This is a genomic window from Streptomyces boninensis, from assembly GCF_048572725.1.
GTDB lineage: Bacteria > Actinomycetota > Actinomycetes > Streptomycetales > Streptomycetaceae > Streptomyces > Streptomyces boninensis.
The window spans coordinates 9,166,502-9,193,462 of record NZ_CP183837.1; the positions used below are offsets into that span (position 1 = coordinate 9,166,502).

The 26,961-nt window shown below is 71.6% G+C and carries 22 protein-coding genes; 11 read left to right on the top strand and 11 right to left on the bottom strand.

The window, feature by feature from the left end; translation table 11 throughout:
- The first annotated feature begins 18 nt into the window (after positions 1–18).
- From ACNNMR_RS41280 to ACNNMR_RS41295, 4 genes are read left to right on the top strand one after another with little or no spacing between them, the layout of a single operon-like run.
- The gene (locus ACNNMR_RS41280; RefSeq protein WP_419999878.1) at positions 19–987 is read left to right on the top strand and encodes a carbohydrate ABC transporter permease; all 969 of its coding nucleotides are present in this window, start codon (positions 19–21) and stop codon (positions 985–987) included.
- Complete coding sequence (locus ACNNMR_RS41285; protein WP_419999879.1) at positions 984–1,844, top strand: carbohydrate ABC transporter permease; 861 nt, start codon at positions 984–986, stop codon at positions 1,842–1,844. The genes ACNNMR_RS41280 and ACNNMR_RS41285 overlap by 4 nt, the downstream gene beginning before the upstream one ends.
- A gap of 52 nt (positions 1,845–1,896) precedes the next feature.
- Complete coding sequence (locus ACNNMR_RS41290; protein ID WP_420000650.1) at positions 1,897–2,877, top strand: hydroxyacid dehydrogenase; 981 nt, start codon at positions 1,897–1,899, stop codon at positions 2,875–2,877.
- The gene (locus tag ACNNMR_RS41295; protein WP_419999880.1) at positions 2,874–4,763 is read left to right on the top strand and encodes a DUF2264 domain-containing protein; all 1,890 of its coding nucleotides are present in this window, start codon (positions 2,874–2,876) and stop codon (positions 4,761–4,763) included. Before ACNNMR_RS41290 ends, ACNNMR_RS41295 begins: the two co-directional genes overlap by 4 nt.
- Here the strand turns inward: ACNNMR_RS41295 and ACNNMR_RS41300 are convergent.
- Positions 4,717–5,361, bottom strand: a complete 645-nt coding sequence (locus ACNNMR_RS41300; protein ID WP_419999881.1) for a hypothetical protein — start codon at positions 5,359–5,361, stop codon at positions 4,717–4,719. The two genes, ACNNMR_RS41295 and ACNNMR_RS41300, sit on opposite strands and share 47 nt — an antisense overlap.
- 95 nt (positions 5,362–5,456) lie before the next feature.
- Between ACNNMR_RS41300 and ACNNMR_RS41305 the strand changes: the two genes are divergently transcribed.
- The gene (locus ACNNMR_RS41305; protein ID WP_419999882.1) at positions 5,457–5,882 is read left to right on the top strand and encodes a hypothetical protein; all 426 of its coding nucleotides are present in this window, start codon (positions 5,457–5,459) and stop codon (positions 5,880–5,882) included.
- 6 nt (positions 5,883–5,888) lie between these two features.
- On the opposite strand, the gene ACNNMR_RS41310 is transcribed toward ACNNMR_RS41305, so the two are convergent.
- From ACNNMR_RS41310 to ACNNMR_RS41320, 3 genes are all read right to left on the bottom strand, one after another.
- Positions 5,889–7,529, bottom strand: a complete 1,641-nt coding sequence (locus tag ACNNMR_RS41310) for a DUF4344 domain-containing metallopeptidase (RefSeq protein ID WP_419999883.1) — start codon at positions 7,527–7,529, stop codon at positions 5,889–5,891.
- 94 nt (positions 7,530–7,623) lie between these two features.
- Positions 7,624–9,108: an MFS transporter gene (locus ACNNMR_RS41315; protein WP_419999884.1), complete on the bottom strand. Its 1,485-nt coding sequence runs from the start codon at positions 9,106–9,108 to the stop codon at positions 7,624–7,626.
- Between the two features lie 253 nt (positions 9,109–9,361).
- Positions 9,362–10,558, bottom strand: a complete 1,197-nt coding sequence (locus tag ACNNMR_RS41320) for an MFS transporter (RefSeq protein WP_419999885.1) — start codon at positions 10,556–10,558, stop codon at positions 9,362–9,364.
- Positions 10,559–10,650: 92 nt separating this feature from the next.
- On the opposite strand from ACNNMR_RS41320, the gene ACNNMR_RS41325 reads away from it, so the two are divergent.
- Together ACNNMR_RS41325 and ACNNMR_RS41330 are read left to right on the top strand one after the other, a co-directional pair.
- On the top strand, positions 10,651–11,229 hold the full coding sequence (locus tag ACNNMR_RS41325) for a helix-turn-helix domain-containing protein (protein WP_419999886.1): 579 nt from the start codon (positions 10,651–10,653) through the stop codon (positions 11,227–11,229).
- A 56-nt stretch (positions 11,230–11,285) separates the two neighbouring features.
- Positions 11,286–12,212, top strand: coding sequence for an SDR family NAD(P)-dependent oxidoreductase (locus ACNNMR_RS41330; RefSeq protein WP_419999887.1), 927 nt, complete (start codon positions 11,286–11,288; stop codon positions 12,210–12,212).
- Here the strand turns inward: ACNNMR_RS41330 and ACNNMR_RS41335 are convergent, their stop codons facing one another.
- From ACNNMR_RS41335 to ACNNMR_RS41350, 4 genes are all read right to left on the bottom strand, one after another.
- A complete protein-coding gene (locus tag ACNNMR_RS41335) occupies positions 12,213–15,113 on the bottom strand; it encodes an alpha-L-fucosidase (RefSeq protein WP_419999888.1) in 2,901 nt (966 codons plus the stop codon).
- A 75-nt stretch (positions 15,114–15,188) separates the two neighbouring features.
- The gene (locus ACNNMR_RS41340; protein ID WP_419999889.1) at positions 15,189–16,196 is read right to left on the bottom strand and encodes an alpha/beta hydrolase; all 1,008 of its coding nucleotides are present in this window, start codon (positions 16,194–16,196) and stop codon (positions 15,189–15,191) included.
- Between the two features lie 30 nt (positions 16,197–16,226).
- A complete protein-coding gene (locus tag ACNNMR_RS41345; protein WP_419999890.1) occupies positions 16,227–17,834 on the bottom strand; it encodes a phosphodiester glycosidase family protein in 1,608 nt (535 codons plus the stop codon).
- A gap of 94 nt (positions 17,835–17,928) precedes the next feature.
- The gene (locus ACNNMR_RS41350; protein ID WP_419999891.1) at positions 17,929–18,513 is read right to left on the bottom strand and encodes a TetR/AcrR family transcriptional regulator; all 585 of its coding nucleotides are present in this window, start codon (positions 18,511–18,513) and stop codon (positions 17,929–17,931) included.
- 87 nt (positions 18,514–18,600) lie between these two features.
- On the opposite strand from ACNNMR_RS41350, the gene ACNNMR_RS41355 reads away from it, so the two are divergent.
- Positions 18,601–18,993 carry a nuclear transport factor 2 family protein gene (locus ACNNMR_RS41355; protein WP_419999892.1) on the top strand — a complete coding sequence of 131 codons (393 nt, stop codon included), beginning with the start codon at positions 18,601–18,603 and terminating at the stop codon, positions 18,991–18,993.
- Here ACNNMR_RS41355 and ACNNMR_RS41360 read toward each other — a convergent pair.
- A complete protein-coding gene (locus tag ACNNMR_RS41360; protein WP_419999893.1) occupies positions 18,962–19,795 on the bottom strand; it encodes a helix-turn-helix transcriptional regulator in 834 nt (277 codons plus the stop codon). The two genes, ACNNMR_RS41355 and ACNNMR_RS41360, sit on opposite strands and share 32 nt — an antisense overlap.
- A gap of 130 nt (positions 19,796–19,925) precedes the next feature.
- Between ACNNMR_RS41360 and ACNNMR_RS41365 the strand changes: the two genes are divergently transcribed.
- Together ACNNMR_RS41365 and ACNNMR_RS41370 are read left to right on the top strand one after the other, a co-directional pair.
- Positions 19,926–20,705, top strand: a complete 780-nt coding sequence (locus ACNNMR_RS41365) for an SDR family NAD(P)-dependent oxidoreductase (protein WP_419999894.1) — start codon at positions 19,926–19,928, stop codon at positions 20,703–20,705.
- 43 nt (positions 20,706–20,748) lie between these two features.
- Positions 20,749–21,705, top strand: coding sequence for a GlxA family transcriptional regulator (locus tag ACNNMR_RS41370; RefSeq protein ID WP_419999895.1), 957 nt, complete (start codon positions 20,749–20,751; stop codon positions 21,703–21,705).
- 27 nt (positions 21,706–21,732) lie between these two features.
- Here the strand turns inward: ACNNMR_RS41370 and ACNNMR_RS41375 are convergent, their stop codons facing one another.
- Positions 21,733–22,602, bottom strand: a complete 870-nt coding sequence (locus tag ACNNMR_RS41375) for a LysR family transcriptional regulator (RefSeq protein ID WP_419999896.1) — start codon at positions 22,600–22,602, stop codon at positions 21,733–21,735.
- Positions 22,603–22,710: 108 nt separating this feature from the next.
- Between ACNNMR_RS41375 and ACNNMR_RS41380 the strand changes: the two genes are divergently transcribed.
- Positions 22,711–23,358, top strand: coding sequence for a dihydrofolate reductase family protein (locus ACNNMR_RS41380; RefSeq protein ID WP_419999897.1), 648 nt, complete (start codon positions 22,711–22,713; stop codon positions 23,356–23,358).
- Here ACNNMR_RS41380 and dnaE read toward each other — a convergent pair.
- A complete protein-coding gene (gene dnaE / locus ACNNMR_RS41385; protein WP_419999898.1) occupies positions 23,339–26,929 on the bottom strand; it encodes a DNA polymerase III subunit alpha in 3,591 nt (1,196 codons plus the stop codon). The two genes, ACNNMR_RS41380 and dnaE, sit on opposite strands and share 20 nt — an antisense overlap.
- Between the last annotated feature and the right edge of the window lie 32 nt (positions 26,930–26,961).

A 26,961-nucleotide genomic window follows, 5' to 3' on the forward strand; every position in this document is an offset into this window, starting at 1 on the left:
AGGAAGGTGAACCAACTGATGACCACGACCGCAACACCGGCCCGTACCGCACCGACCGCGAAGCCCGCCCCCGCCAAGTCCGCCCGCGCCAGCGCGCGGCGCCGCGAAGGCGGGGCCTGTGCGGTGCTGATGGCGCCCTTCCTCGTCCTGCTCGCCGTCGTCTTCCTGATCCCCGTCGGCACCGCCGTCTGGCTCAGCTTCTTCAGCGACGATCAGCCGGGGCTCGGCTTCGGTCCCGAGCGCACCGTCTTCGTCGGGCTGCGCAGTTACGCCGCGGTGCTGACCGATCCGACCTTCCTCGGCGGGCTCGGCCTGGTCGCCCTCTACTGCCTGATCTACATCCCGCTGATGGTGATCGCCGCCCTCGCTCTGGCGCTGCTGCTCGACTCGGGCGTCGTACGGCTACGGGCCTCGGCGCAGCTGGCGCTGTATCTTCCGCACGCCGTGCCCGGCATCATCGCCGCGATCATCTGGCTGTACCTGTACACCCCGGGCCTCAGCCCGATCGTCGACCTCTTCGCCAAGGGCGACATCACCATCGACTTCCTCGGCGTGCATACGGTGCTTCCGTCGATCGTGAACATCGCGCTGTGGAGCAACCTCGGCTACAACATGGTGATCTTCTACGCCGCCCTCCAGGCCGTACCGCGCGAGGTGATCGAGGCCTCGGTCGTCGACGGCGCCGGCTGGATGCGCACCGCGCTGCAGATCAAGACGCCGCTGGTGCGGTCCGCGGTGGTCATGGTGTCGCTCTTCACGCTGATCTGGGCGCTGCAGCTCTTCACCGAGCCGATGCTGCTCAGCCAGTCGACCCCGATGATCAACTCGCGCTTCACGCCCAGCATGTACATCTACGACGCGGCCTTCACCCGCAACAACTACAGCCTGGCCGCGGCCGCCTCCGTGATCCTGCTGATCTGCACCATCGCGCTGTCGTACGGCGTCACCCGCATCACCACCCGCACCCGCGAGGAGGACGGCCGATGAGCGCCCGGTCCATGATCCTGCGGCCCCGGATGCTGAGCCGCGCCGCCGTCAACACGATCGTCGGCATCGCCGTCCTCTACACGCTGCTGCCGGTCCTGTGGCTGGTCCTGGCGGCGTCGAAGGACCGCGACGCCCTCTTCAGCAGCAACATCCTCGACCTCAGCAACTTCTCCTTCGGCCAGAACCTGAGCGACCTCTTCGCCATGGACGGCGGGCTCTACGGCCGCTGGTACGTCAACAGCCTCCTCTACGCCGTCCTCGGCGCCGCGCTGAGCGCCCTGATCAGCGTGGCCTGCGGCTACGCCTTCGACAAATACCGGTTCCGGCACAAGGAGAAGGTCTTCGGCCTCGTCCTCGCGGCCGTGATGGTCCCGCAGACGGTGCTGGCGCTGCCGCTCTACCTGATGGCGTCGAAGGCGGGCGCCGTCGACACCTTCTGGGCCGTCTTCATCCCCGTCCTCTTCAACCCCTTCGGCGTCTACCTCGGCCGGATCTTCAGCGAGGGATACGTACCGCGCGAGGTCCTGGAGGCGGCGCGGGTCGACGGCGCCGGCGAGCTGACCACGTACTTCAAGGTCTCGCTGCGGATGCTCGGCCCCGGCCTGGTCACGGTCTTCCTCTTCCAGCTGACCGCGATCTGGAACAACTTCTTCCTCCCCATGGTGATGCTGTCCGATCAGCACCTGTATCCGCTCAGCCTGGGCCTGTACACCTGGAACAGCTCAGCCTCCGTCTCACCCGAGTACTACCCCGTCGTCGTCATGGGCTCGCTGCTGGCGGTGCTGCCGCTGATCGCCGCCTTTATGCTGCTGCAGCGGTTCTGGCGCTCGGGTCTCACCGCAGGAGCCGTCAAGTGACAGCAGGAGCCACGAAGTGACCCACCCGCACCATCCGAAGGCCGCCCTCGCCATGAAGGCTCATATCGCGGAGGCCGTCCTCACCCCCGAGTCCCGGGCGGCCCTCGCCGCCGTCTGCGACCTTCACCAGGGCCCCGTGCTCGACGACTTCACCACCCCGTACGCCCGCTCGGTGCTGCGCGACACCGAGCTGCTGATCACCGGCTGGGGCTGCCCGCGCCTCGACGCGGCCGCCCTCGCCGCGGCGCCCCGGCTGCGCGCGGCCGTGCACACGGCCGGGTCCGTACGCGGCCACATCACCGACGCCTGCTGGGAGCGCGGCATCGAGGTCTCCTCGGCGGCGGCCGCCAACGCGCTGCCGGTCGCGGAGTACACGGTCTCGATGATCCTGCTCAGCGGCAAGCAGGTCCTGGAGCGCGCCCGCGACTTCAAGGCGGCGCGCAGCGCCGGCAGCCCGTACGCGGTCCCGCAGTCCGTCGGCAACTACCGCCGCACGATCGGCATCCTCTCCGCCTCGCTCATCGGCCGCCGCACCATCGAGCTGCTGCGCCCGCACGACCTGCAGATTCTTCTGCATGATCCGTACGTGTCGGAGGACGAGGCGCGGGAGCTGGGCGCGCGGCCCGTCGGGCTGCGCGAACTGTTCGCGGAGAGCGACGTGGTCAGCGTGCACACGCCGCTGCTGCCCGCGACCCGCGGCCTCGTCGACCGCACGCTCCTCGACGCGATGCGCCCCGACGCGGTGCTGATCAATACCGCCCGCGGCGCCGTCATCGACCAGGACGCCCTCACCGACGCGGCGACCGCGGGCCGGATCCGCGCCGTCCTCGACGTCACCGACCCGGAGGTGCTCCCGCCCGACCACCCGCTCTGGGACTGCGACAACGTCACCATCACCCCGCACCTCGCCGGCTCCCAGGGCAACGAATGGGGCCGCCTCGCCGACCTCGCCGCCGGCGAAGTGGCCCGCTGGGCGGCGGGCGAGGGCTTCGATCATCCCGTACGACGCGAAAGGCTGGCCTTCCTCGCATGACCGCTCACCTTGAACTCCCCGCCGACGACCGCGACCTCAGCCCGCACACCGGCTACACCCGCGAGCACTGGGAGGCCGCGGCCGACGGGCTGCTGCGGGCGGCCTGGCGGTGGGCGACGCCGCGCGGGGCGCTGCTCGACCTGCCGGGGCGGCCGTCGCGTTCCGGGGTGCGCTCGGACGGCCTTGAGGGGTACGCCCGTACGTTCCTGGCCGCCGCTTTCCGCACCGCGGGCGCGGGCGGGAAGGACCCGGACGGGATGCTGGAGCGCTATGCCGACGGGCTGGCCGCGGGGACCGCGACGCCGGGGCGCGACGACGCCGAGTCGTGGCCGGTGATCTTCGGCACCCCCGCACAGGGGCAGCCGATGGTGGAGTCCGCGTCGGTGGCCCTCGGCCTGCGGCTGACCCGGCCGTGGCTGTGGGACCGGCTGGAGCCGGGGGTGCAGGACCGGGCGGAGGAGTGGCTGCGCGGGTCGCTGCGGCACGTACCGGCGCCGAACAACTGGTACTTCTTCCCGCATTCCGTGGCCGGTTTCCTGGAGTCGGTCGGGCGCGGCGACGAGGAGACGGCGCGGGCGCATGCGCGGGCGGAGGAGCTGCTGGAGGGGTGGTATCGGGGGCAGGGCTGGTACGCGGATGGCGACGGGCGGGCCTTTGATCACTACAACGGGTGGGCGCTGCACCTGTATCCGGTGCTGGACGCGTATCTGGCGGGCGATACGGAGCGGCTGGCGCGACACGGGGAGCGGTTGAGCGAGTACCTGGAGAGCCATGCGCTGCTCTTCGGCGCGGACGGCGCGCCGATCCACTTCGGGCGCTCGCTGACGTACCGCTTCGCGGCGGCTGCGGCGGTGGCGCTCGGGGCGCTGACGGGTCACTCGCCGCTGTCGGCGGGTGCTTCGCGCAGGGTGATCAGCGGCTGCCTGAAGCACTTCCTCGACCGCGGCGCGGTGGGGGAGGACGGGCTGCTGAGCCTGGGCTGGTACGGGCCGCATGCGGCCTCGCTGCAGCGGTACTCGGGGCCGGCGTCGCCGTACTGGGCATCGAAGGGCTTCGTCGGGCTGCTGGCGGGCGCGGGGCACGAGCTGTGGACGGCCGGGGAGGAGCCGGCCCCGGTCGAGACCGGGGATCAGGTGCTCGCGCTGCCGGGACCCGGCCTGCTGATCCACTCCACGCGGGCGGACGGGATCGTGCGGCTGCACAACCACGGCAGCGACCATGTCCGCCCGCACGAGGGTGAGTCGGCCGCCGCCGACGATCCGCACTACGGGCGCCTGGCCTACTCCACCGCCACGGGCCCGACATCGGCGGAGAACACCGCCGACAACCACTTCGCGGTGGAGGTGGCCGGCGTGCCGAGCGTCCGGCGCCGCATCCACCCGCTGGGCGCGGGTGACGGTGAGGGCTGGGGGTGGGCGGCGTCCTGGCACCGCCCGGTCTACGGGGCCGGTCCTGAGATGGTGCCGGGGCTGCTGGTGGAGAGCGTGACGGTGGCGCGCGGCCCGTACGAACTGCGCGTCCACCGCGTGCTCGGCGCGCCGCCCGGGGCGCGGGTGACGCTGACCGGCTGGGCGACGGGTCGCGACGACGACACCCTGTCGGGGCTGGAACCCCTGCTCGGCTGGGCCGACCGGGATGAGCAACGCGCCCCCGAGGGCACGGCCTACACGCCCTGGGCCCGGATGCCGCGGCTGACCGGTGCGGCGGAGGGCACGCAGGTGTTCGTGGCGCTGGCCTCGCTGACCGGTGGCGCTGTTCCCTCGGCGGTGGTTGCCGGTGTGGATGCGGATGCCGGCAGCCTTGAAGTGCGCTGGAGCGACGACGCCTCCGTGACGCGCGTCAGCTTCGACCCACTGGCGGTGAGTCACTCGGTTCAAGCGCCCTGAGCTCGCCGCAGTCGTACGTATACAGCCAGGCGGTGGCCCGCTCGTAAAAGAAGCGGACGGCAAGCGGCATCACCACGTCGCGCATCCGACGGGCGAGCGGGCGTCCTCCAGCGCCATGGAGGCGCCCTGTCCCGCGCCGACCGGGTGCGCGGCGTCGCCGAGCAGCGCGATGCGGGCGCCGCGGTGGACGGGGACCGAGGCGAGGCGGTGCATGGGTGGGGTGGTGGAGTTCGGTGGTGGATTCGAAGATCGCTGGCGGCAGCCGGTCATGCCGGGTGATCACGTCCACCCCCCGCTCCCCGGTGATGATCTCCGCCCCGGCCGCGAGCGCCTCGGCGCGCAGGACCTCGACCAGCGCGCCCCGCATGAGGGTCACGCTATGCAGATCGTCGCCGCTCAGCCGCCCCCGCGGCACGTCGCCGAGCAGCTTGCCCGAGCCCGACCACATGCGCTGCCGCGGCACCGCGAAGCGGGCCGCCTGCACCCGCTCCAGCAGGCCGAGCGTGCGCAGTACCCGCAGGCCGTTGGACGCCAGGCTCAGGAACGAGCCCACCTGTCCCGCCGGTTCGGCATACGTCTCGTAGACCGTCACCTTCATGCCGATCCATCACGCGCGAGGCCGGCCGCGCCACCGGCTCCTTCTACGCGCACTTCGCGGACAAGAACGCGCTACTGCGGGCTCTGTTGCAGGACATGATCGCGCAGGCGGGCACGGAGATCGGCGCGGCCGGACACGCCGTCGACCACGACCTCACGGACCCCGATCAGCTACGCGAACACCTCGCGCTGAGCTGGCGGATGATCCGCGAACACCTGCCGGTCGTGGCCGCGATGATGCAGACCAACCTCGCCGGCCCGCCCGCGGAAGGCCGCGCCTGGGCGAGCCTCGCCGCGGAGACGGTCGCCTTCCGCGACCACCTGGAGTGGCTGCGCGGCCGCGGCCACCACCTGCCCGGCGAACCGGAGCTGGTTGCCGCGGCCATGGGTGCGATGGTCTCGATGGTCGGGTACGCCGTCATCACCGCCGGCGAGGACGGGCCGGGGGCGGGTGACGACGAGATCATCGACAGCCTGACGGCGCTGTTGCTGTACGGGCTGGCGGGGCCGGGGGCGGAGTAGAGGGACTCAGCGGGCCTTCAGGTAGGGCTTCAGCAGCGTCTTCCAGGCCTTGTCGATGCGGTGGTACTCGTTGTCGCAGCCGGCGGCGCGGGAGCTGGGCAGCATGCCGTCGGGGTTGTCGTCGTTCTGCACGACGTCGGCGTACGCGTCCGGGTCCGAGCCGTAGAGCCAGCAGGCCCAGTTGTAGAAGCGCTGGCTGTCCAGGGAGTGTTCGTCGGCGTACTTGTCCAGGCCGTCGGTGGCGTTCGGGTCGGCCTTGTCCGCGGCGGCGAAACCGCCCCAGGCGTTGATGGTGTCGATCACGTAGCCGGCGTGCCGGTCGTCGCCGGTGGTCAGCAGCAGCACGGCGAGCTGGTCGACGGCGTCTTCCTCCTTGCCGGTGGTCGGCAGGTCGTACAGGTCGATCAGGGCATGCCCCAGCTCGTGGTAGACGATCGCGTTGGTGAAGCCGGTGACGTCCTCATTCACCTCCGCGGCGGTCGGCTTGGCGCCGTCGGCCTGGGCGTCCGGCTGCCGGAAGACCTTCCTGGCCTTCTCCGCGAACTCGTAGCAGTAGACGATCTGGCGCTGGTAGGAGCGCCAGAAGGAGTTGGGCTCGCCGCAGCTGGTGGCCTTCACGCCGATGATGTCCGGCAGCACGATGCGAGCGCCTGCGTCGGCGGCGATCCGGTCCAGGACCCTGTTGCGGCTCAGGAACCGCTCTTCCCGGCGGTCGGCCTCCGTCTGCCCCGGCTCGTACACCGCCACCAGCTTGCCCGGGTCATCGTCGGCGGCGGCCGGGGACGCGGCGCCGGCCTGCTTCTTCCAGTACGGCTTCAGCAGCGTCGACCACGACTGCGAGAGCTGCCGGTATTCGTCCGGGCAGCGCTCCGCCCGCTCCTGCGGCAGCACCCCGTCGGGGTTGCCGTCCTTCTCCACGACGTCCGCGTATCGCTTGGGGTTGGAGCCGTAGAGCCAGCAGGTCTCGTTGTAATAGCGCTGCGCGCTGAAGGAGTGCTCGTCCGAATATTCGCGCAGGCCGGGTGCCTGATCGGCCTGGGTCAGCCCGGCCCACGCGTTGATGGTGCTGATCGCGTAGTCGACGTGCTCCTCGTCGCCGCCGGCGAGCAGCAGGGTGGCGAGCTGGTCGACGGCGTCCTCTTCCTTGCCGGTGATCGGCAGGTTGTACAGCTGGACGAGACCGTGGCCCAGTTCGTGGAAGAGGACGCCGTTGGTGAGGCCGATCAGGTCCTCGTCGGTGGCCTTGGTGCGCTGCTCGGGGCTGCCCTTGGTGTTCTGGGAGCGGAAGACGGGCTTGAGCTGTTTCACCAGCTCATAGCAGTACGTGATGGTCTTGGTCTCCGGATCCCAGAAGGCGTTGGCGTAGCCGCAGCTCTTCCCGGTCGGGGGGATGTCGTGCGGCAGCGCGATCCGCTCGCCGGCGTAGGAGGACACCTGCTCCAGCACCCGGTTGCGGCGCAGGAAGCGCTGCACCCGGCGATCTCCCTCCGTCTTGCCGCGCTCGTAGTGCACGACGAGCCGGGCGCCGCCGGGCGTCGCGCCGGCGTCGGGCGACGGCGGCGCCTGCGCCCCGGCAATCGCGGCGACCGCAGCGACGGCCCCGGCGGTGGCGACCGCCACCCCGGCCAGGGAGCTGCGTATGCGCATACCTCCAGGGGACTCCCGCACGCCAGGCGCAGCACCCGCCGTGGGCCGATCGGGTGACCCGGCCGGCCGGACCGGCGGCGTCGTCCGTGCACGTCTACCTGACCTGGCGACCGCGCGCGATGCCGGCCGGTTCCTGCGACGGTGCCTCCGCCTGCCGTTCCGCAGTCTCTCCGCCCGGCGACCGCTCGAAGCGCCCGGCCACCACCAGCAGCGCCGCCATCGCCGCCGCCGCGACGAACACCGCCGTGCGCAGGCCGTCCGTCGTCGCCACTCGCAGCGCCTCGCCGGTCTGGCCGTCCACGGTGGAGTTGGCGATGGCGACCAGCGCCGCCAGGCCGACCGCACTGCCGACCTGCTGGCCGGTCGAGGCCATGCCGGAGGCGACGCCCTGCTGCTTGGCCGGGACCGTGGCGGCCGCCGCCGCGAACATCGAGGTGAAGACGATGCCCTGGCCGAGGCTGTACACCAGCATCGGCGCCACCAGCGAGCCGTACGACGCGTGCGGCGTCAGCGCCAGACCCAGCCAGACCGTGCCGATCACGCCCAGCAGCACCCCGCCGCGGAGCGTGCGGCGGGCGCCGTAGCGGGTGTTGAGGCGGCCGCCGAGGTTGGAGCCGGCGACGACGGCGGCCATCGGGACCAGGTAGGCGAAGCCGGTGCGGAGCGGGCCGTAGCCCTGGACGCCCTGGAAGTACGTCATCAGGAAGTACACCAGCGTGCCGAAGGTGGCCATGAAGATGAACGTGGTCGCCACGCCCGCGCCCAGGTCCTGGTTGCGCAGCAGCCGCACCGGCAGCACCGGGTCCGCGCTGCGGCGCTCGATCACCGCGAAGGCGGCCAGCAGGGCAATCCCGATCGCGGCCGAGGCCAGCACCGGCGCCGACGCCCAGCCCGACTCCGGCCCCTGGACCAGGGCGAAGACGATCAGGGTCAGGCCGCCGGTGGCGGTCAGCGCGCCCGGCAGGTCGAAGGACTGGTCGGTGCGTCGCGGCCCGTCGGGCGCGATCAGGGGGAAGGCGAGCGCCATCGCGACGGCGGCCAGCGGCACGTTCACGTAGAACACCGACGCCCAGCCGAACGCCTCCGTGAGCACCCCGCCGAGCAGCGACCCCAGTACCATCCCGGACGCGCCCGCCGTCGCCCAGACGGCGAAGGCGCGGTTGCGGTCGCGGCCCGCGGCGAAGGTGGTGGAGATGAGCGCGAGGGTGGCCGGGAAGAGCAGCGCGCCGCCGAGGCCCTGCACGGCGCGGGCGGCGATGAGCAGGCCCTGGTTCCAGGCCAGGCCGCCGATGAGCGAGGAGGCGCCGTAGAGCGCGAGGCCTGTGACGGCCATGCGGCGGCGGCCGAGCAGGTCGATCGCGCGCCCGCCGAGGAGCAGGAAGCCGCCGTACGCGACGGCGTAGGCGCTGATCACCCACTGCTGGTTCTGGGAGTTGAAGCCGAGGTCGGCGCTGATGTCGGGCAGCGCCAGGTACACGATGTTGTAGTCCAGCGCGATGATGAGCTGGGAGAGCGCCAGCAGGGCCAGAATCAGCCCGGTGCGCTGCGGGCGGGTGTCGCGCGCCTGCGGTGCAGACATGGTGGTGCCTTTCGTCCGTCCGTGGTCCGGTGCGTGCTCGGGTAGCGGTGCACCGGGGACGGCGGGCACTTGTTCGCGCAGCCCTTGAGGGCGCCGCGGTGAGGGGCGCCCGCGCTCGGCCCATCCGGTCCGATCATGGCTGCCACCTCCCCGCGTCGTTGAGTACGGGAAGGAGCATGCCGCGCGCCGGGCACCCGCGGCATCGGGCACCCGGCGGACCAGGTCTGCGCCCTTGGGACTAGGACCACGGGCCCTAGGACCTGCGGTCGATGGCGATCAACGGGACCGCCGCCACCGCCAGCGCCGCGCCGATCAGGCAGACCGACGTGAGCGCACCGCCGTTGGCGAGGGAGGCGGCGGCCAGCAGCGGGGTGATGCTGATGCCCAGCTGGAAGGACGACACGGTGGTGGCGCCCGCCAGCGTCGGCGCGTCCCCGGCGATCGCGAACACCCGCCCGTACAGCGCGGGATTGAGCACGAAGGCCGCGATGCCCAGCAGCAGCACCGTCGGCACCACGGCCCAGATCCGCTCGATCACCCCGGCCAGCGCGCCCGACAGGACCGCGATCGCCGCCGCCCCGGTGAGCAGCGCCAGGTGCGGGCGCCGGTCGGCGATGCGGCCGCCGACGGCGAGGCCGAGGAAGGCGCCGATGCCGAAGAGGGCGAGGACGGCCGGGATCCAGACCTGGGGGAGATTGGTGCGGTCCTCCAGCATGGCGGCCAGGTAGTTGAAGGAGATCATGTACGCGGCGGTGGTGAGGACGGTGATGGCGAAGACGGCCCAGAGCCGCGGGTTGCGCATCGTGGCCAGCTCACGCGCCATGCTCGGCCGGGCGGAAGGCGCGTCGGCGGCCCCGGATCCCGTACGCCCCGCAGGCAGCCCGCGCGCACATCCCGCGATCCCGGCCAGCGTCAGCGCCACCACCGCCCAGAACCCGCCCCGCCACGCGGTGACGTGACTCAGCAGCGTCCCCGCGGGGCCGCCCGCCACCATCGCGACGCTCAGCCCCGAGACCACGACCCCCGACGCCCGCGCGGCGCGGCCCGGCGGCGCCAGCCCGACCGCCGTCACCGACGCCACCGCGAAGAAGCCCGCATACGCCACGCCGGACACGAACCGCATGACCAGCAGCACCTCATAACTCCCCAGCAACCCGACCGCGGTGCTCGCCGCGAACACCGCCTGCGTCGCGACCAGCGCCGTACGCCGCGGCCAGCGCAGGCTCAGCACCGCGAACGGCGGCCCGCCCAGCACGACCCCGATCGCGAACGCGGTGATGAGCATCCCGGCCGAGGACAGCCCGACGCCGAGATCCCCGGCGATCTCCGGCAGCACCCCGGCCATCAGAAACTCCGCGCTGCCCATGGCGAACAGGCTGAAGCCCAGCAGATACACCCCGGCGGGAAGCCGACCGGCGGTCGCGGGCGGCGTGTCCAGTGTCGATTCCATGCGGATCACCTCCGCGAAGAGCGTCGGCCGGACCGTGCCACACCAGCAAAGTTCATTGCCGATTCCGGGACGCCTTGGTTGTCTTGGGCCGCATGGAGCAGGAACCGGCCGTCGCCGCCGCCATCGACCAGATCGCCCCCAAGCTGCGCAGGGCCCGCGAGAAGAAGGACGTCAGCCTGGCCGCGCTCGCCCGGTCCACGGGCATCTCCACCAGCACCCTGTCCCGGCTGGAGTCCGGGCAGCGCAAGCCCAGCCTCGAACTGCTGCTGCCGATCACCGCCGCCCTCGGCATCCCCCTGGACGAGATCGTCGCCGCGCCGCGGATCGTCGACCCGCGGGTGCCGCAGCACGAGACGAAGAAGGAAGGCCGGGTGATGGTGCCGCTCTCCCGCACCCAGGGGGAGCCGCGCGCGTACAAGCTGACGATCCCGGCCCATGACGAGGAGCCCGTGCTGCGGACGCACACGGGATACGAGTGGCTGTACGTGCTGCGCGGCCGGCTGCGGGTCCGACTGGCGGATCAGGACTTCGTGATGGGGCCCGGCGAGGTGGCCGAGTTCGACTGTCAGGTGCCGCACTGGTTCGGCGCCGCGGGCCGCGGCAGCGTCGAGGTGCTCAGCCTCTTCGGCGGCCAGGGCGAGCGCATTCACGTACGGGCCCGCAGCCGCTGACAGCGCCGGGAGGCGGTGGTACGGGTGAGGGGCCCGGCTGGGCAAGGGGGTGCGGCATGGCGACGGTGGTAATGACCGGCGGGACCTCGGGGTTCGGCGCGATCGCCGCGCGGCGGATGCTGGCGGTCGGCGATGTGCGGCTGATCTTGGGGGCGCGGGACACGACCGGGGCGGGCGAACGCATCGGCGTCGACCTGACCAGCCTCGATGCCGTCCGGACCTTCGCCGATGAGGTCCGCGACCGGCTCGACGGCGGCGATGCAGGCAGCGCCGAAGGCATAGCCGCCCTGGTCCTGAACGCCGGTCTCATCCGCCCCGACGCGGACGGCCGCACCCCCGACGGCTACGAGACCACCTTCGCCGTCAACCACCTCGCGCACTATCTACTGCTGCGCCTCCTGCTGCCCGCCCTCGCGCCGGGCGCCGTAGTCCTGCTCACCACCAGCGGCACCCACGACCCCGCCACGAAGGCGAGCCTGGTCACACCGCGGCACGCGGAAGCCGAGCTGCTCGCCTATCCCGAACGCGACCCGGGCCTGGACACCCGCCCGGCCAAGGCGGGCCAGCACGCGTACACGGCGTCCAAGCTGTGCGCCGTGCTGACCGTACGTGCGCTGCAGAGCCGGCCGGAGGCGGGGGAGCGGCAGGTGAGCGCGCTCGCGTACGACCCGGGGCAGGTCTTCGGCACGGGTCTCGCGCAGCATCTCGCCCTGCCGCTGCGGCTGGCCTGGTCCCTGCTGGGCACTCCGGCAGGCGCGCCGATGCGCCGCTTCAGCCCGACGCTCAACTCCCGCGCCGCGGCCGGGAACACCCTCGCCGAACTCGCCCTCGACCGCGGCTCCCGCCCGCCGGGAGGCGCGTACGCCGCCCTCCGCCGCGGCCACCTGACCTGGACTACCGAACCGTCGCTGCAGGCCCGCAGCGACAAGGCGGCCCAGGCCCTGTGGCAGGACAGCGCCCGGCTGGTCGGGCTGGCGGACTGATCACGGGGCGAGCGACAGCCGGTCCAGGTCCGGCGCGCCGGCGGCGTCGTTGAAGACCCGCAGCTCATTCACGCCCGCCTTCAGCTGCACCGCCACCGAGGTCGTCGCCGGCGTGCTGTTGCCCGAGCCGCTCACCTTCGCCTCCGCCGCCGGGCCGCCGTTCGCGCTGACGAAGAACGAGCGGGTGCCGTTGACCGTGTAGTCGAGGTAGAGGCGGTACATGCCGGCCTTGTCCACCGTCACCTGCGGGAAGGTCACCGCGGCGGCGGCGCTGCCGCCGATGTTGCGCACCTTCTCGCCGCCGGAGCAGGGCGAGCAGCCGGTCAGTCCGGTGCTGCCCATGCCGTTCGCCGAGTCCTCGGCCTCCCGCATCCATACGCGGTCGGCGGGCCGGGCCCGTACCCCCACGTCCTGCTGCGCCTCGTGGGCGCGGCCGAGCCAGGAGTACGCAGCCGTGACCGGGAGTTGGGCCGACGTCACGTCCCGGCCGGCGGGTGAGGTGATGGTCCACTCGCCCTCGATGGTCCCGCCGAGCCGCAGCTGATCCGCGGTGACGGGAGCGCCCTCGATCTGCCAGCCGTCGGGGGCCTTCGGGGCCAGCTTCAGCCCGTCCAGCACCGTATCGTCATCGAGCCGCAGCTTCGCCGTCACGCGGATCGACTGCGCGCCCTTGCCGACCCACTGCAGGCCGTGCGGCCGCACGGTCATGGTGGTCTTCGGCACGGACGACTCCGGTGGCAGGGTGCCCAGTTCGACGCGGTCGACGCCGGGGCCGTGGCGGTCGGTGCTGTAGATCTGCACCGTATTCGCCCCGGCCCGCAGGCTCACCGGCACCGATGTGCTGCCCGGCACGTCCGCGCGGCTCGCCGGGACCGCGACCTGCCGCGGCTCGCCGCCGTTTACCCGCACCGAGAGGGAGGTGGCGGCGGCCGCGGTGTGGTCGAGCTGCAGCCGGTAGTCGCCGCCCTCGGCCGCCCGGACGTTGTGGTACGTGAGCGCGTTGGCCGTGCCACCGCCGAGGCCGGTGACCTGGCGGCCGCCGGAGCAGCCGGCGCAGCGCTCGGAGCGGGCGCGTCCGGTGCGGCCGTTGGCGGGCGCCTCAGCCTCCAGCGGGGCGGCCGACGGGTCCGACTCCACGAAGCCGTGGCCCACCTTGATCTCGTCGATCTGCAGCCTGTTGTGGTACTCCGGCGCCTGCGCGCCACCCCAGAGGCTGTGTACGTCGAGCTTGAGATAGCGGGCCCGCTGGGCCCCGAGGTCGATGAACCGCACCCCGCGGGCGCTCGGCAGCACGCCGGTCCTGACCTTGCGCCAGCGCTTGCCGTCGTCGCTCGCCCGTACCGTGTAGTCCTTGATCCGCGCAGAGTCCTCGGGTCTGCCGAAGGAGACGCGGGCGTGGGTGGGGGAGCTCTCCCGCTGGTTGACCGCGAGGGTGGTGGCGGCGCGGCGGTGGCCCAGGTCTATGGTCAGCGATGCCGGGACCTTGCGGTCGCTGTCCCAGTAGCCGGGGTACGTGCCGTCGACGAGGTTCGCCGCCGGGTGACCGGCCGCCGCGGAAGAGGCCGTGGCCTTGAGGGACTTGGGGTCGTAGTAGCCGCGTTGACCGGCCGTCTCGACCTTGAAGACGGTGTCGTACCGATCCCAGGCGGTGATGCCGAGGAGGTTCAGATAGCCGCCGGACTGGCTGAAGCGCAGCGGCTTGCCGGTGCGCAGGTCGGTCACCTCGGTGACGTCGTAACCGTTGTCGCGCAGCCGCAGCAGGTCGCCGCCGGGGCGGGTGAGGACGTGTACGTACTGGGTGTTGTCGTCTTCCTTGGCGACCGTCACCACGCCGTGCGCGCCGTCGTTCCAGAAGCCCGGCTGCAGCCCGCCGTACAGATAGCCGCCGCCCTCGGTGCGGGCGAGGGACTCGCGGATCGGCGGCGCCCACGTCGACATGAAGTCGTTGAACTTCTCCTGGGCCGGAGGCATCTTGCCGTTCACCATCGGCGTCTCGGCCATCAGCGACTTCATCGAGGAGCCGGCGTTGGCGACGTAGCGGCCGGTGGAGAGGCGGTAGTCGACCGGGTGGTCCTTGCCGTCGTACCACCAGGCGCCCTCGGTCGGGAGCTTGTAGTCCGCCTCGGTCAGCCGTGGCATCGGGGTGAAGGCCGCCTGCGGGTAGTCGTAGGACGGCGTCATGCCGGTCTTCTGCTCGTTGCTGACGGTGTCCATGATCGGCGTGTCCTCGTTGTTGTTGCTCAGCAGCCAGGACGGGCGCTTCTCGCGGATCTGCTCGTAGAGGTGGTGTTCTTCCCAGTATTCGTTGTCGTTGTCGATCCAGAAGCCGGCCAGGTCGTCGTAGCGGTCCATGACCTCGTGGAAGAGGTCGTAGCTGAACTCGCCGAAGCCCTCCCGGGTGGTGAGGTCGACGTCCTTGCCCTTGTGCTTCGAGTACGCGGCCGAGTCGAGGGATTCGGTGCCGGTCTCGTTGTGCCACTGCGGGTCGTCGGTCATGTAGAGGATGACCTTGACGCCCTTCGCCTGGCCGGCCTTGACCAGCTCGCCGAGCAGGTCGCGTTCGGTGGCGCAGCTGCCGGGGATCTTCGACGGCCAGGGGCGGGCGTAGCCGAGCCGGCTGTGGAAGGTCGCGAGGACGATGTACGAGGCGCCGAGCTTCTTCGCCTCGTCGACCCAGTAATCGGCGCTCCAGCCGCCGTCGGTGACCGACTTCTCCCACGCGCGGCAGTCGGTGTGCGCGGGCGCGGTGTACATCCCCCAGTGCAGGAAGAGCCCTGCCGTGGAGTCGCGCAGCCACTGCTGCCGCGGATGCTCGACCTCCTGCGGTACGGGCGGCGCCGCGGTCGCGGCCGGAGGCCCGCCGAGCAGTCCGGCCGCGAGTGCGGCGACCAGTGCGACCACGAGTAAGCGCAATCTCCGTCCCATAGAGATCGGAGGATTGCAGGGACATGATGGGTGGTCAAGGCTTCGCGCGCATCATCTGTGGTTACTGGTCCGATGAATTGGCGAGGCTCGGCGAACGTCCAGTGCCCGCAGCAGCATCGGCAGGGAGGCCTGCAACTCCCGCTCCCAGTACGGCCAGGCGTGCTTGCCCGGACCGTAGAAGTTGGTGGTGAGGTGCTTGGCGCCGGCGCTCCTGAGGGCGTCCGCCAGGGCGTGGTTCTGGCGGTTGAAGTCAGCCTCCAGGGCGTCGGTGCCGCCCGGCTGATCCAGCGGGCCGGCCCGGCCGTCGCCGCAGGAGAGGTAGACGGGGGTGTTCTTGAGGCGCTTGGCCAGGTGGTACGGGTCGTGGGCCCGCCAGATCGCGCGCTGCTCGACCGGGTCGCCCCACACCCGCCGCGGGTCGTCGGTCCCGCCGGGTCCGGCGAAGAAGCCCATGATGCGGTCCGCGGACTCGTCGTTCAGCAGCGGGTGTACGGAGCCCGAGTACGCCGCGGCCGCCTTGAACATCCCCGGGTGCCGGGCCGCGTACATCAGTGCGCCCTGGCCGCCCATCGACAGACCGGCCGTCACCCGGTTCGCGCTCGCGCCCCAGTCCCGCTCCAGCAGCCGCCGCAGCTCCCCGGTGTGGAAGGTCTCCCACGCCGGATCACCGCCCGCGCCGTTGTTCCACCAGTCGCTGTACCAGCCGTTCCAGCCGGCCTCCGGCATCACCACGAGCACGTCGCGCAGCTCCGCGGTGCGGGCCACGTCGGTCATCGACGTCCAGGCGGTGTAGTCGCCGCAGCAGCCGTGCAGCAGCCAGAGCGTCGGCCAGTGCTGCCGCCGGTCGGACGGGTCCCAGCCGTCCGGCGTGAGCAGGCGGACGTTCACCGTACGGCCGCCGAGGGCGGGGGAGCGGACGGACAGGTCGACCTGGCGGTCGGCGACCTGGGTGACGTCGACGACCTTGGCGCCCTTTGGGGAGGCGGCTGCCGGGGCGGCCGGGCTGAGCGCGACGAGTAAGGCGAAGAGCAGGGTGAGTATTCGGGCTCTGCGGATCACGGCGGCTCCTGATGGTTGGCGGATCAGGCTTTACGGGAGGATCAGCAGCGCGTCGCCCACCGGGCGTTCACCGGCCGCGTCCGACGGGGTGTTGATCACCTTGCCGTCGGCGACCATGGTGGTCGAGCCGCCGCCGTCGAGGTTGATCGCCTCGCGCAGGCCGAGCGACTTGGCCACTGCCGCGCTCTCGGGGATCGACAGGCCGAGCGAGCCGGTGCCGCGGCCGTCGGCGGTGACCAGCACCGTGCGGCCCGAGGCATCCACGCCGGCGAGGGTGCGCGGGTTCCGCTTGTGGACCCAGCCGTAGTAGAAGCTCGGGTTGCCGGGCTGGACCATGCCGTCGGCGGCCGGGGTGACGTGGGTGCGGCCGTTGTGGACGAGTTCGGGGCCGCCGTTGACGATGTCGGTCGTACGGGAGGCGGGGACCGGCTTGCCGCGCCGGTCGAGCAGCGTCTTGTCGACGGCCAGGCGGGCGCCCGGCCTGGCGAGCGACTTGAGGTCGGCGACCCGGTCGCCGGTCGCCTGCACGGAGCTGCCGCCGGCGGGGAGCGGGCCGCCGCGCGGGGTCCGGAGGCCGGTGACGCGGCCGCGGGCGTCCAGCACGGCTTCGAGGCCGTCGCCGGGCGGGGTCTGCTGCCCGTACGACGGGGTGAAGGCGACGATTTCGTCCGGGTCGGTGCAGGTCACGTCGTGCAGCGGGCGGGCGGTGGGGGAGTCGTCGGGGGTGCCGCCGCAGTTGCGGATCAGGCCGGGGACGCGGTTGACGCCGTCCAGCCGCTCCGAGCCGTGCGCGCCGGTGACGCGGCCGCGCCAGGTGAGACGGGTGACGTCCGTCCGCCGCGCGTCCGCGCCGAGCACCAGCGCCGGGCGGTCGCCGACCGGCTCGCTGAGCAGCCGGCCACCGTACGTGCCCACACCCGCCGGATCGCCGGGCGCGCCCGCCTTCGGATCGAGGACGAAGAACCCTGCGTTCACCGCGGCAGTGGCCTCAGCAGCCAGCTCGCTGGTCTTCTCCCGCCGCTCCAAGTCGGGTCCGTACGACGCCCGCAGGCTGCCGCGGAAGCGGCGCGGATCGATGGTGAGTACGTCGACCCGCCACGGGCCGCGGTCGTCGGCGCTGTCCGGATCGCCGTCCCATCCGGTGTAGATGGCCGACCCGGCGTACCCGGCCGCGACGAGCCGGCCGCGCTCCGACGTGGCCGCGTCCTGCGATCCGAAGCTGCCGACCCGCACCCGCCAGCCCAGCGTGCCGCCGTCGTAGTCGGCGACGGCGGGCGTCGTCACCTCCTCGACGCGCGCGGCGAAGCCGTCCGCCTTGAGCTCGTCGGCCAGTTCACCGGCGCTCACCCGGTCCTTGAGCGCGGTCGGCGGCGCGTCCGGGTCGGGCGAACCGGCGCCGCCCGGGATCGACACCTCGACCGTCCACGGCAGCGCCGGGGCTTCGGCGCCGCGCACGATCCGGGTGAGGGTGACGCCGGGCTGCAGGGTGCTGGTGGTCCGGGTCTCGGTGAGGTCGGACGGGCCCAGCGGCAGCCCTGACCGGGAGGCCGGCGGCGCGTCGGCCGCGGAGGCGGGCAGCGCACCGAGCAGGACAAGGAGAGAGAGGGCGGCCGCGGCCGCCGGAAGACGCTTCGACACGGGGATGTAGTCAATACCGGACAGGTGGTCGAGGCAATGGACCGCGCATGTGGCGCAGGGGAACGGCAGTTGTATGGCGGGTCTCGACGCCTGCCTAATCCGCGGCGGCGCCGAGCAGGCGGAGCAGGCTGCCGTGCAGGGCGTCGCGAGCCGCGGCGGCGGACAGCCGCCCGCCGTCCTGCTCCCCGGCCGCGGTGTGGGCGAGGCCGATGGTGGCCGCGACCAGCCAGTCGACGGGGAAGCGGGCGTCGAACTCGCCGGTCTCCCGGCCTTGTTCGATGACACGCCGGAAGCGGTCGGCGATCGGGGAGTGCCGGTCGTGGTCGGCGGCCGGGGCGACGGGGTGCGCGCTGATCAGCTGCATGAGCACGGGATAGCGCCCTGCCACCTGCGCGGCGGCGTCGAGGAGGCGCAGCAGGGAATCGGCGGCGGATCCGCCTGATGCGGCGGCCGCGTCCATGACGGCGGCCGACTCCTCCGTAATCCGCTCGGTGACCGCCAGCAGCAGCTGCTCCCGTGAGGGGAAGTGGGCGTAGACGGTCGGGCGGGTGACGCCCGCGGCGGTGGCGATCGCCTCCAGGCCCGCGTCGGGCTCGGAGTTGAGGATCCGGGTCGCGGCGTCCAGGATCGCGGCCCGGCTTCGGCGGGCGTCGGCGCGGAGGTTGCGGGCGGGGCTCATCTCTTACATCTTGCCAAATTTATCGCTGAGGATATCTTTGACGAAGTGTAAAAGTTACGCCCGTGATCCACGTACCGCTGGAGTGACATGCGCCCACTGGCCGACAGCGACCCCAAGCAGTTCATCGCGGACTTCTTCACGACGTTCACCGATGACCTGCTGCAGACGGACGAGGACGCGGCAGCGATCGTCGACCGCTATCACACCCCCGACGTCATCGAGTTCGCCGACGGGAACCGGCTCGACCGCGACAAGCTCATCGCACACACCCGCCCGGTCCGCAAGAACCGCCCGATAGGCACGATCGAGGTGCACGAGGCCATAACCGACGGCGACCGGCTCGCTGCCCGCTACACGATGCATGTGACACAGCGCGGGAAGAACCTGGTCATCGAGGTCTACTTCTTCGGCCGGTTCGCTCCGGACGGACGCATGCGGGAGGCGAACATCAACACCCGCTCGCGAACTGCGTCCCTATGACGGCCAGCAGTGACAGCCGCTCGGCATCCTGGCTGCCGGGCTCGGCCGTATAGACCATGAGGCGCAGGTCGTCGCCCGCGACATGCAGCACATCGCAGTCCAGGGTGAGCGCGCCGAGCTGCGGGTGGTCGATGGTTTTGCGGGCGCTGTGGTGTTCGGCGACGGCGCCGGACTCCCACAGCTCGTTGAAGAGCGGGCTGTCGGCGCGGAGTTGGCGGATGAGGGCGCGCAGGCGCGGGTCGTTGGGGTAGCGGGCGGCCGTTCTGCGCAGGTCGGCGGCCGTGGCGGCCCGCAGGGCGCGGAGGGAGTCGGGGGACTGGCGTACGCGGGTGCCGGTGCCGAGGAAGTTGCGCCAGACGCCGTTGCGGTCGTTGCCGTGCCACTCGCCCATCAGCGCGACGTAGAGCGGATTGGCGTGCAGCAGCGTCCACATCGCGTCGTAGACCGCGACCGGGGTGTGCTGCAGACGCTCCAGCATGCGCTGCACGCCCGGGGTGATGTACGAGGAGATGCGGTCCGGGCCCGGCGGGGCGAGGCCGGCGAGGTGGAAGAGGTGCAGGCGCTCGTCCTGGTTCAGGCGCAGGGCGCGGGCCAGCGCCTCGATCACCTGCGGGGAGGGGTTGCTGGCGCGGCCCTGTTCGAGGCGGGTCAGGTAGTCGGCGGAGATTCCGGCGAGCTGGGAGAGCTCCTCGCGGCGCAGCCCGGGTGTGCGGCGCCGGCCGCCGGACTGCAGGCCCGCGTCCTGCGGGGCGACGGCGGCCCGCCAGGTCTTGAGCGCGTCGCCGAGGTCGGTGGAGGTCATGACGATCAGTATGGCGGCTGGGCCGTTATGGGTGGCTGGTACTGAGAGTCCTAGGAAGCGGGGACTGCTGGCTGACCACCCGTTTTGTCCGCACGCTGGAGGCAGTCACCGTACGAAAGGACCACCCCGCATGAGCAAGCTCGCCCTCGTCACCGGCGCCACCTCCGGCATCGGCGCCGCCTTCGCCGACCGGCTGGCGGCCGACGGCCACGACCTGATCCTGGTCGGCCGCCGCCAGGAACGCCTGGACGCCTTCGCGGCGGCGCACCCCGGCACGAAGGTGCAGGGCGTGACGGCCGACCTGTCCACCAACGCCGGCATCGACGCCGTCGCGGCACTGGCCGCGGAACAGCCGCTCGACCTCCTGGTCAACAACGCGGGCGTCTCCCACTACATGCCCCTGGCCGACCTCCCCGCCGCCAAGGCCCGCGAGCTGGTCAACGTCAAGGTGCTCGCCCCCACCCTGATCACCCGCGCCGCGGTCGGCGGGATGCAGGCCCGCGGGACCGGAGCCATCATCAATGTCGCCGGGATGATCGCCTTCAGCGGCCCGGCGGACCCGTCGGTCATGCCGCGTCGCGCCGTGTACGCGGGCACCCTGGCGCACCTCGTCGCCATGTCCCAGACCCTCAGCGCCGAGCTGGCGGAGACGGGCGTACGGGTCGAGGTGCTGTGCCCCGGGGTGGTGGCGACGGAGTTCCACAGCCGCCAGGGCCTGGACATGAGCGTCATCCCGCGGATGAGCGCCGAGGAGGTCGTCACCGCGGGCCTCCGCGGCCTCGACCTCGGCGAGGTCGTCTGCGCCCCCGGCGTCGAGGACGCAGGCCTCCTCGACCGCGTCTTCGAGGCCGACCTGGCCGCCTTCGCCGGCCAGAGCCCGCAGCTGGCGAGCCGCTATCGGACTGCCTGAGGCATACGCGCCCACCCCCGGCTCCCCGGCTAACCTTGGCACCGTGCCCGAAACCCGCCTCCACCGCGTAGCCGTCCTGGTCCTCGACCGAGCGCTGCCGCTCGACCTCGGGATCCCCGCGCAGGTCTTCGCGACCCGGGCGGACATGCCGTACGAGGTGCGCATGTGCGGCACCACCCCCGGCCCGGTGGCCAGCGGGAATGGCCTCTCGTACGTGGTGGAGCACGGGCTGGAGGCGCTCGACTGGGCCGACATCGTCTTCGTGCCCGGCTACCGGCAGCCGGACCGCGAGGCCACGCCGCCCAAGGTGGTCGAGGCGCTGCTCGCCGCGCACGAGCGGGGTGCGCGGGTCGCCGCGATTTCCACGGGGGCGTTCACGCTCGCGGCGGCGGGGCTGCTCGATGGCCGCCGGGCGACCACGCACTGGCGCTATACCGACGCGCTGGCGGAGCAGTACCCCGAGATCCGGGTCGACAAGAACGTGCTCTTCGTCGACGAGGGCAGCGTGCTCACCTCCGCGGGCGCGGGCGCCGGCATCGACCTGTGCCTGCACATCCTGCGCGCCGACGGCGGCGTGGCCACGTCGAACACCGCCGCCCGGTGCCTCGTCGCGGCCCCGTACCGCAGCGGCGGCCAGGCGCAGTACGTGCCGCGCAGTGTGCCGGAGCCGACCGGGGAGCGCTTCACCGCGACCCGCGACTGGGCACTGCGCAAGCTCGGCGAGCCGCTGACGCTGGAGGTGCTGGCGCAGCATGCGGGGGTGTCGCCGCGGACGTTCTCGCGGCGGTTCGTCGCCGAGACCGGGTATACGCCGATGCTGTGGGTGATGCGGGCCCGTATCGATGTGGCACGGGAGCTGCTGGAGCGGTCGGAGCGGAGCATCGAGCAGATCGCCGCCGACGTCGGGCTCGGCACCGGGGCCAACCTGCGGCTGCACTTCCAGCGCATCCTCGGGACCACGCCCAGCGAGTACCGGCGCACCTTCGCCCGCGGGGACTGAGCTTCAAGCGCCCGCGGGCACTGAGCTTCAAGAAGACCGCGACTGCGCCTCCAGGATCTCGATCAGCGCCGTCGTGGCGGGCGGATCCGGCGGGTCGCCGTAAGTCGCGGCGTAGATGCGGCGGGCGTTGCCGGGGAGCGGCGTCGTGTGGATGCCCGGCGACCGGTGGGCCGCCAGCGCCAGCCCGTTGAGAATCGCGACGCCCATCCCGGCCGCCACCAGCGCCTGCGCGACGACCGTGTCATCGCAGGAGTACGCGAAGCGCGGGGCGAAGCCAGCCCGCTCGCAGGCCGTGATGGTGGCCGCCCGGCAGCGCTCGCAGCCGCCGACCCAGGCCGAGTCGCGATGCTGCTCCAGGCGCTGGCGGGGCTGGTCGCTGACGAGGTGGAGGGAGTCGTCCATCAGGTGCGTAAGCCGGAATCCCTCCTCCTCCAGCGGCGTCTCGGTGTGCCGGAAGATCAGGGCGATGTCCACGTGGCCGGACCGCAGCATCTCCAGGCCGTCGGACGGGTGGGCGTCGACGAGGTTGAGCTCGATTCCCGGGTACGACCGCGACAGCTCGACGGCCGCCCGCGGCACCAGCGTGCTCAACACGGTCTGGAATCCCGCGAGCCGCACCCGCCCCGCCCGCAGCCCCACATGCGCCGCCAGCTCCACCGACGCGGCATCCACCCGCCCCAGGATCTCCGTGGCCCGCTGCGCCAGCAGCTCACCCTCGGGCGTGAGCCGGATGCCGCGGCCCACCCGCTGGATGAGCTTCGCGCCGGTCGAGGCCTCCAGCCGCCCCAGGTGGTGGCTGACCGACGGCTGCGAGTAGTGCAGCTCCTTCGCCGCCTCGGTCACCGACCCGTGGCGCGCGACCGCCTCCAGCACCCTGAGGTGGGTCAGGTTCAGCATGGATCGATTTTATCTATGGGAACTCGGGCCAATTGGCATTGGACGTCATGACATTGAGGCGGCCAGCATCGGTGCCACGACCGCCGAAGGCGAAAAGGAAGGGCAGTCATGTCACTCGTCCGCGTCCACAACTTCTCGATCTCGCTCGACGGCTTCGGCACCGGGGAGGGCCTGACCGCCGAGGCGCCGTTCGGTCACGCCGGTGAGGATCTGCACCAGTGGATGTTCAAGACCCGCTTCTGGTACGAGATGACCGGCAGAGAAGGCGGCAGCGCCGGGCTCGACGACGCCTATGCGCGGCAGCACGAGCCCGGGATCGGGGCGGAGATCATGGGCGCCGGGAAGTACGGCCTGCCCGGATGGCACGAGGACCCCGACTGGAAGGGGTGGTGGGGCCCCAACCCGCCGTTCCACACCCCGACGTTCGTCCTCACCCATCACGCGCACGCGCCGATCGAGATGGAGGGCGGCACCACCTTCCACTTCCTCGACGCCGCACCCGAGAAGGCGCTGGCCACCGCCCGCGACGCGGCGGACGGCAAGGACGTACGCCTCGGCGGCGGCCCCAGCATGATCCGCGACTTCCTCGCCGCCGGGCTCGTCGATCACATGCACGTCGTGGTCGTCCCGATCCTCCTCGGCCGCGGCGTACGCCTCTGGGACGGCCTCGAGCACCTGGAGCGGGACTACGACGTCGAGTCCGTCTCCTCGCCCAGCGGCGTCACGCACGTGACGTTCAACCGTACGGCTCGCTGACCGGCGCCCCCGTGCCCTGCCAGGCGTCGGCCCCGAAGGCGCCTTTCACGTCGGAGGCGAGGGTTGCAGGGTCGACCGTGGCCGCCAGCGCGTAGACGGTCGTCCTGTGCGGGCCGCGGACGCTGAGGTGTACGGGGCTGTCGCCCGGGTGGGCGGCGAGGATCCGCTTGAGCTCCCCGACGGACCGCTCGCTGATGCGGTGGGCGGGCAGCGCGAGCCGCACGGGGGGCCTGCCGCCCAGCTCCGCCGCCGAGATGTCGAGGACCGACAGTTCGCGGCCGAAGAGGTTCAGCGTGCCGTCCCGGTCCTCGATCTTGCCCTTGACGGCGATGACGTTGTCCTCGGCCAGCGCGTGCCGCACCAGCTGGTAGGCGGCGGGGAAGAACAGCACCTCGATCGAGGCGTCGCGGTCGGCGAGGTTCACGATGGCCCAGGCGCTGCCCTGCTTGGTCATCTTGTGCTGGACGCCGGTGATCAGCCCGGAGAGCCGTACGTCCCCGGTGGCGCGCCCCGACGCGAGCAGCTCGGCGATGGCGCAGTCGCGGGCCCGGGCGAGGATGTGCTCGGCGCCGTCGAGCGGGTGGGCGGAGACGTACAGGCCGAGCATCTCGCGCTCGGCGGCGAGGAGTTGCTTGCGCGGCCACTCGGCGTCGTCGACGGTGAGGTCCAGGCCGAAGGCCGGTGCCGAGCCGTCCTCGCTCGCGCCGCCCGCCCCGGCGAACAGGTCGTCCTGCCCGTAACTCGCGGCCTTCTTCACGGGGATGACCGCATCGATGGCGCCCTCGCAGACCGCGGCGAGCCCCTTGCGGCTGTGCCCGAGGGAGTCGAAGGACCCGGCCTTGACCAGGGATTCCACGGCGCGCTTGTTGAGCGCGGGCAGATCGGCCTTGTCCAGGAAGTCGGCGAAAGAAGTGAACTTCCCCTTCCGGCGCCGCGCGTCGGCGATCGCCTCGATGACGTGGTCGCCGACGTTCCGTACGGACCGCAGCCCGAACCGCACATCGTCGCCGACGGCCGTGAACTCGGCCACGGACTCGTTCACATCGGGCTGCAGCACCCGGACGCCGTTCTTGCGGGCGTCGGCCAGATAGACCGCCGCCTTGTCCTTGTCGTCGCCGACCGAGGTGAGCAGGGCGGCCATGTACTCGGCCGGGTAGTTCGCCTTCAGGTAGGCGGTCCAGTACGAGACGAGCCCGTATCCGGCGGTATGGGACTTGTTGAACGCGTAACCGGAGAAGGGGAGCATCACATCCCACAGCGCCTTGATGGCCTCATCGCTGAAGCCATTGCCGCGCATCCCCGCATGGAACTTGTCCCACTCAGCCGCCAGCACCTCCGGCTTCTTCTTCCCCATCGCCCGCCGCAGCAGGTCGGCGCCGCCGAGCGTGTACCCGGCCAGCTCCCGGGCGATGGCCATGATCTGCTCCTGGTAGACGAGCAGATGGAAGGTGGTGCCGAGGATCGGCTCCAGGGCGTCGCGCAGCTCGGGGTGGATCGGGGTGATGTCCTGGCGGCCGGTCTTGCGGTGGGCGTAGTTGGTGTGGGCGTTGGCGGCCATGGGGCCCGGCCGGTAGAGGGCGTTGACGGCGGCGATGTCTTCGAAGCGGGTGGGTTCCATCTGCCGCAGCAGTACGCGCATGCCGCCGCCGTCGAGCTGGAAGACGCCGAAGGTGTTGCCTTCGGCGAGCAGCTCGTACGTCCTGGCGTCGTCCAGCGGGATCACGACGGCATCGTGGTCATGGTCGAGGGGATCTACGGTGGCCAGGCTGATGCCCCGGTTCTCCCGGATGTTCTCGATCGCTTGGTCGATGACGCCGAGGTTGCGCAGCCCCAGGAAATCCATCTTGATCAGGCCCATGGCCTCGCAGGACGGATAGTCGAAGCCGGTGATCTTCACGCCGTCCGCGGGCCGCATGTGCAGCGGAATGCGGTCGGTGAGCCGCGTCTTGGAGAGGATCACCGCGGCGGCGTGCACTCCGGTGCCGCGGGTCAGGCCCTCGACGCCCCGGGCGGTGTCGATGACGCGCTGCACGTCGGGCTCGGCGCCGTACAGCTGCCGGATCTCGCCCGCCTCGCCATACCGCTCGTGGCCGGGGTCGAAGAGGGCGGCGAGCGGGGCCGGCTTGCCGTTCTGGTCGGGCGGGAGCGCCTTGGTGATGCGCTCGCCGTGGGCGTACGGATAGCCGAGGATGCGCGCGGAGTCCTTGATCGCGTTCTTGGCCTTGATCCGGCCGAACGTATTCACCATCGCGGTGAACTCGTCCCCGTATTTCTCCGTCACGTATCGGACCATCCGGTCCCGCTGCCGGTCGTCGAAGTCCAGGTCCACGTCGGGCGGGTTGATCCGCTCGGGGTTCAGGAAGCGCTCGAAGAGCAGGCCGTGCTCGATGGGGCAGAGCTCGGTGATGCGGATGGCGTACGCGACGATGGACCCGGTGCAGGAGCCGCGGCCCGGGCCGAGTGGGATCCGGTTGTCGCGGGCGTGGCGGCAGATGTCGGCCACGACGAGGAAGTAGGAGCTGAAGCCCATGGGGCCGATGACGGACATCTCGGTCTCGAAGCGGTCGATGATGTGCGGCGGGACCGGATCGCCGTAACGCATCGCCAGGCCCTTGAGCACCTCCTTCCGCAGCCACGACTCCTGGGATTCGCCTTCCGGCACGTCAGGGAACTGAGGCATCTCATCGACGTAGTCGAAGACCGCGTCGTACGACTCGATGCGCTCGGCGATCAGGAGGGTGTTGTCGCAGGCCTCCGGCAGCTCCGCGAAGAGGGCGCGCATCTCTTCCGCGCTCTTGAGGTAGTAGCCGGAGCCGTTGAAGCGGAAGCGGGCCGGGTCGTCCTTGTTCTTGCCGACGCCGATGCAGAGGAGGCTGTCGTGCGCGTCGGCCTGGTCCTCGGTGACGTAGTGCGCGTCATTGGTGGCGAGGAGGGGGATCCGCAGCTCTCTCGCCAGCCGCAGCAGCCCGTCGCGGACGTCCCGCTCGATGGCGAGGCCGTGGTCCATGAGTTCCAGGAAGTAGTTCTCGTGGCCGAAGATCTCCTGATACGCGGCGGCGGCCGCCCGCGCCTCCTCGTACTGCTGCAGCCGGAGCCGGGTCTGGACCTCGCCGGAGGGGCAGCCGGTGGTGGCGATGATGCCTTCGGGGCGCTGCGCGATCAGCTCGCGGTCCATGCGCGGCTTTCCGGCGGGAAACTGGCCTTCATAGCTGGCCTGGGTGCTGAGCCAGAACAGATTCCGCAGCCCCTGCGCATCCCGCGCCCACATGGTCATGTGGGTGTAGCGGCCGCCGCCGGAGAGCTCCTTCCCCGGGCCCCAGTACTCCTGCTTGCGCACGAACCGGGAGGAGGGCGCCACGTATGCCTCGATGCCGATGATCGGCTTGACGTCTTCGAAGCCCTTCGCGACCTGAGCGAATTCATAGGCGCCGAACATGTTGCCGTGATCGCTCATCGCGATGGCAGGCATCTGCTGCCGGGCAACTTCCCGGAACATCGGCTGCAGCTTCTGCGCGCCGTCCAGCATCGAATACTCGGTGTGGTTGTGCAGATGGACAAAGGAATCCGGCATGGGCGAGTGACCTCCGCGCTCAACCTCAGGTT

What these genes read in the sequence shown, in the direction of transcription:
- ACNNMR_RS41280 (WP_419999878.1), top strand. Translation starts at nt 19, where the DNA reads ATGACCACGACCGCAACACCGGCCCGTACCGCACCGACCGCGAAGCCC.
- ACNNMR_RS41285 (WP_419999879.1), top strand. Translation starts at nt 984, where the DNA reads ATGAGCGCCCGGTCCATGATCCTGCGGCCCCGGATGCTGAGCCGCGCC.
- ACNNMR_RS41290 (WP_420000650.1), top strand. Translation starts at nt 1,897, where the DNA reads ATGAAGGCTCATATCGCGGAGGCCGTCCTCACCCCCGAGTCCCGGGCG.
- ACNNMR_RS41295 (WP_419999880.1), top strand. Translation starts at nt 2,874, where the DNA reads ATGACCGCTCACCTTGAACTCCCCGCCGACGACCGCGACCTCAGCCCG.
- ACNNMR_RS41300 (WP_419999881.1), bottom strand. Translation starts at nt 5,361, where the DNA reads ATGAAGGTGACGGTCTACGAGACGTATGCCGAACCGGCGGGACAGGTG.
- ACNNMR_RS41305 (WP_419999882.1), top strand. Translation starts at nt 5,457, where the DNA reads ATGATCGCGCAGGCGGGCACGGAGATCGGCGCGGCCGGACACGCCGTC.
- ACNNMR_RS41310 (WP_419999883.1), bottom strand. Translation starts at nt 7,529, where the DNA reads ATGCGCATACGCAGCTCCCTGGCCGGGGTGGCGGTCGCCACCGCCGGG.
- ACNNMR_RS41315 (WP_419999884.1), bottom strand. Translation starts at nt 9,108, where the DNA reads ATGTCTGCACCGCAGGCGCGCGACACCCGCCCGCAGCGCACCGGGCTG.
- ACNNMR_RS41320 (WP_419999885.1), bottom strand. Translation starts at nt 10,558, where the DNA reads ATGGAATCGACACTGGACACGCCGCCCGCGACCGCCGGTCGGCTTCCC.
- ACNNMR_RS41325 (WP_419999886.1), top strand. Translation starts at nt 10,651, where the DNA reads ATGGAGCAGGAACCGGCCGTCGCCGCCGCCATCGACCAGATCGCCCCC.
- ACNNMR_RS41330 (WP_419999887.1), top strand. Translation starts at nt 11,286, where the DNA reads ATGGCGACGGTGGTAATGACCGGCGGGACCTCGGGGTTCGGCGCGATC.
- ACNNMR_RS41350 (WP_419999891.1), bottom strand. Translation starts at nt 18,513, where the DNA reads ATGAGCCCCGCCCGCAACCTCCGCGCCGACGCCCGCCGAAGCCGGGCC.
- ACNNMR_RS41355 (WP_419999892.1), top strand. Translation starts at nt 18,601, where the DNA reads ATGCGCCCACTGGCCGACAGCGACCCCAAGCAGTTCATCGCGGACTTC.
- ACNNMR_RS41360 (WP_419999893.1), bottom strand. Translation starts at nt 19,795, where the DNA reads ATGACCTCCACCGACCTCGGCGACGCGCTCAAGACCTGGCGGGCCGCC.
- ACNNMR_RS41365 (WP_419999894.1), top strand. Translation starts at nt 19,926, where the DNA reads ATGAGCAAGCTCGCCCTCGTCACCGGCGCCACCTCCGGCATCGGCGCC.
- ACNNMR_RS41375 (WP_419999896.1), bottom strand. Translation starts at nt 22,602, where the DNA reads ATGCTGAACCTGACCCACCTCAGGGTGCTGGAGGCGGTCGCGCGCCAC.
- ACNNMR_RS41380 (WP_419999897.1), top strand. Translation starts at nt 22,711, where the DNA reads ATGTCACTCGTCCGCGTCCACAACTTCTCGATCTCGCTCGACGGCTTC.
- dnaE (WP_419999898.1), bottom strand. Translation starts at nt 26,929, where the DNA reads ATGCCGGATTCCTTTGTCCATCTGCACAACCACACCGAGTATTCGATG.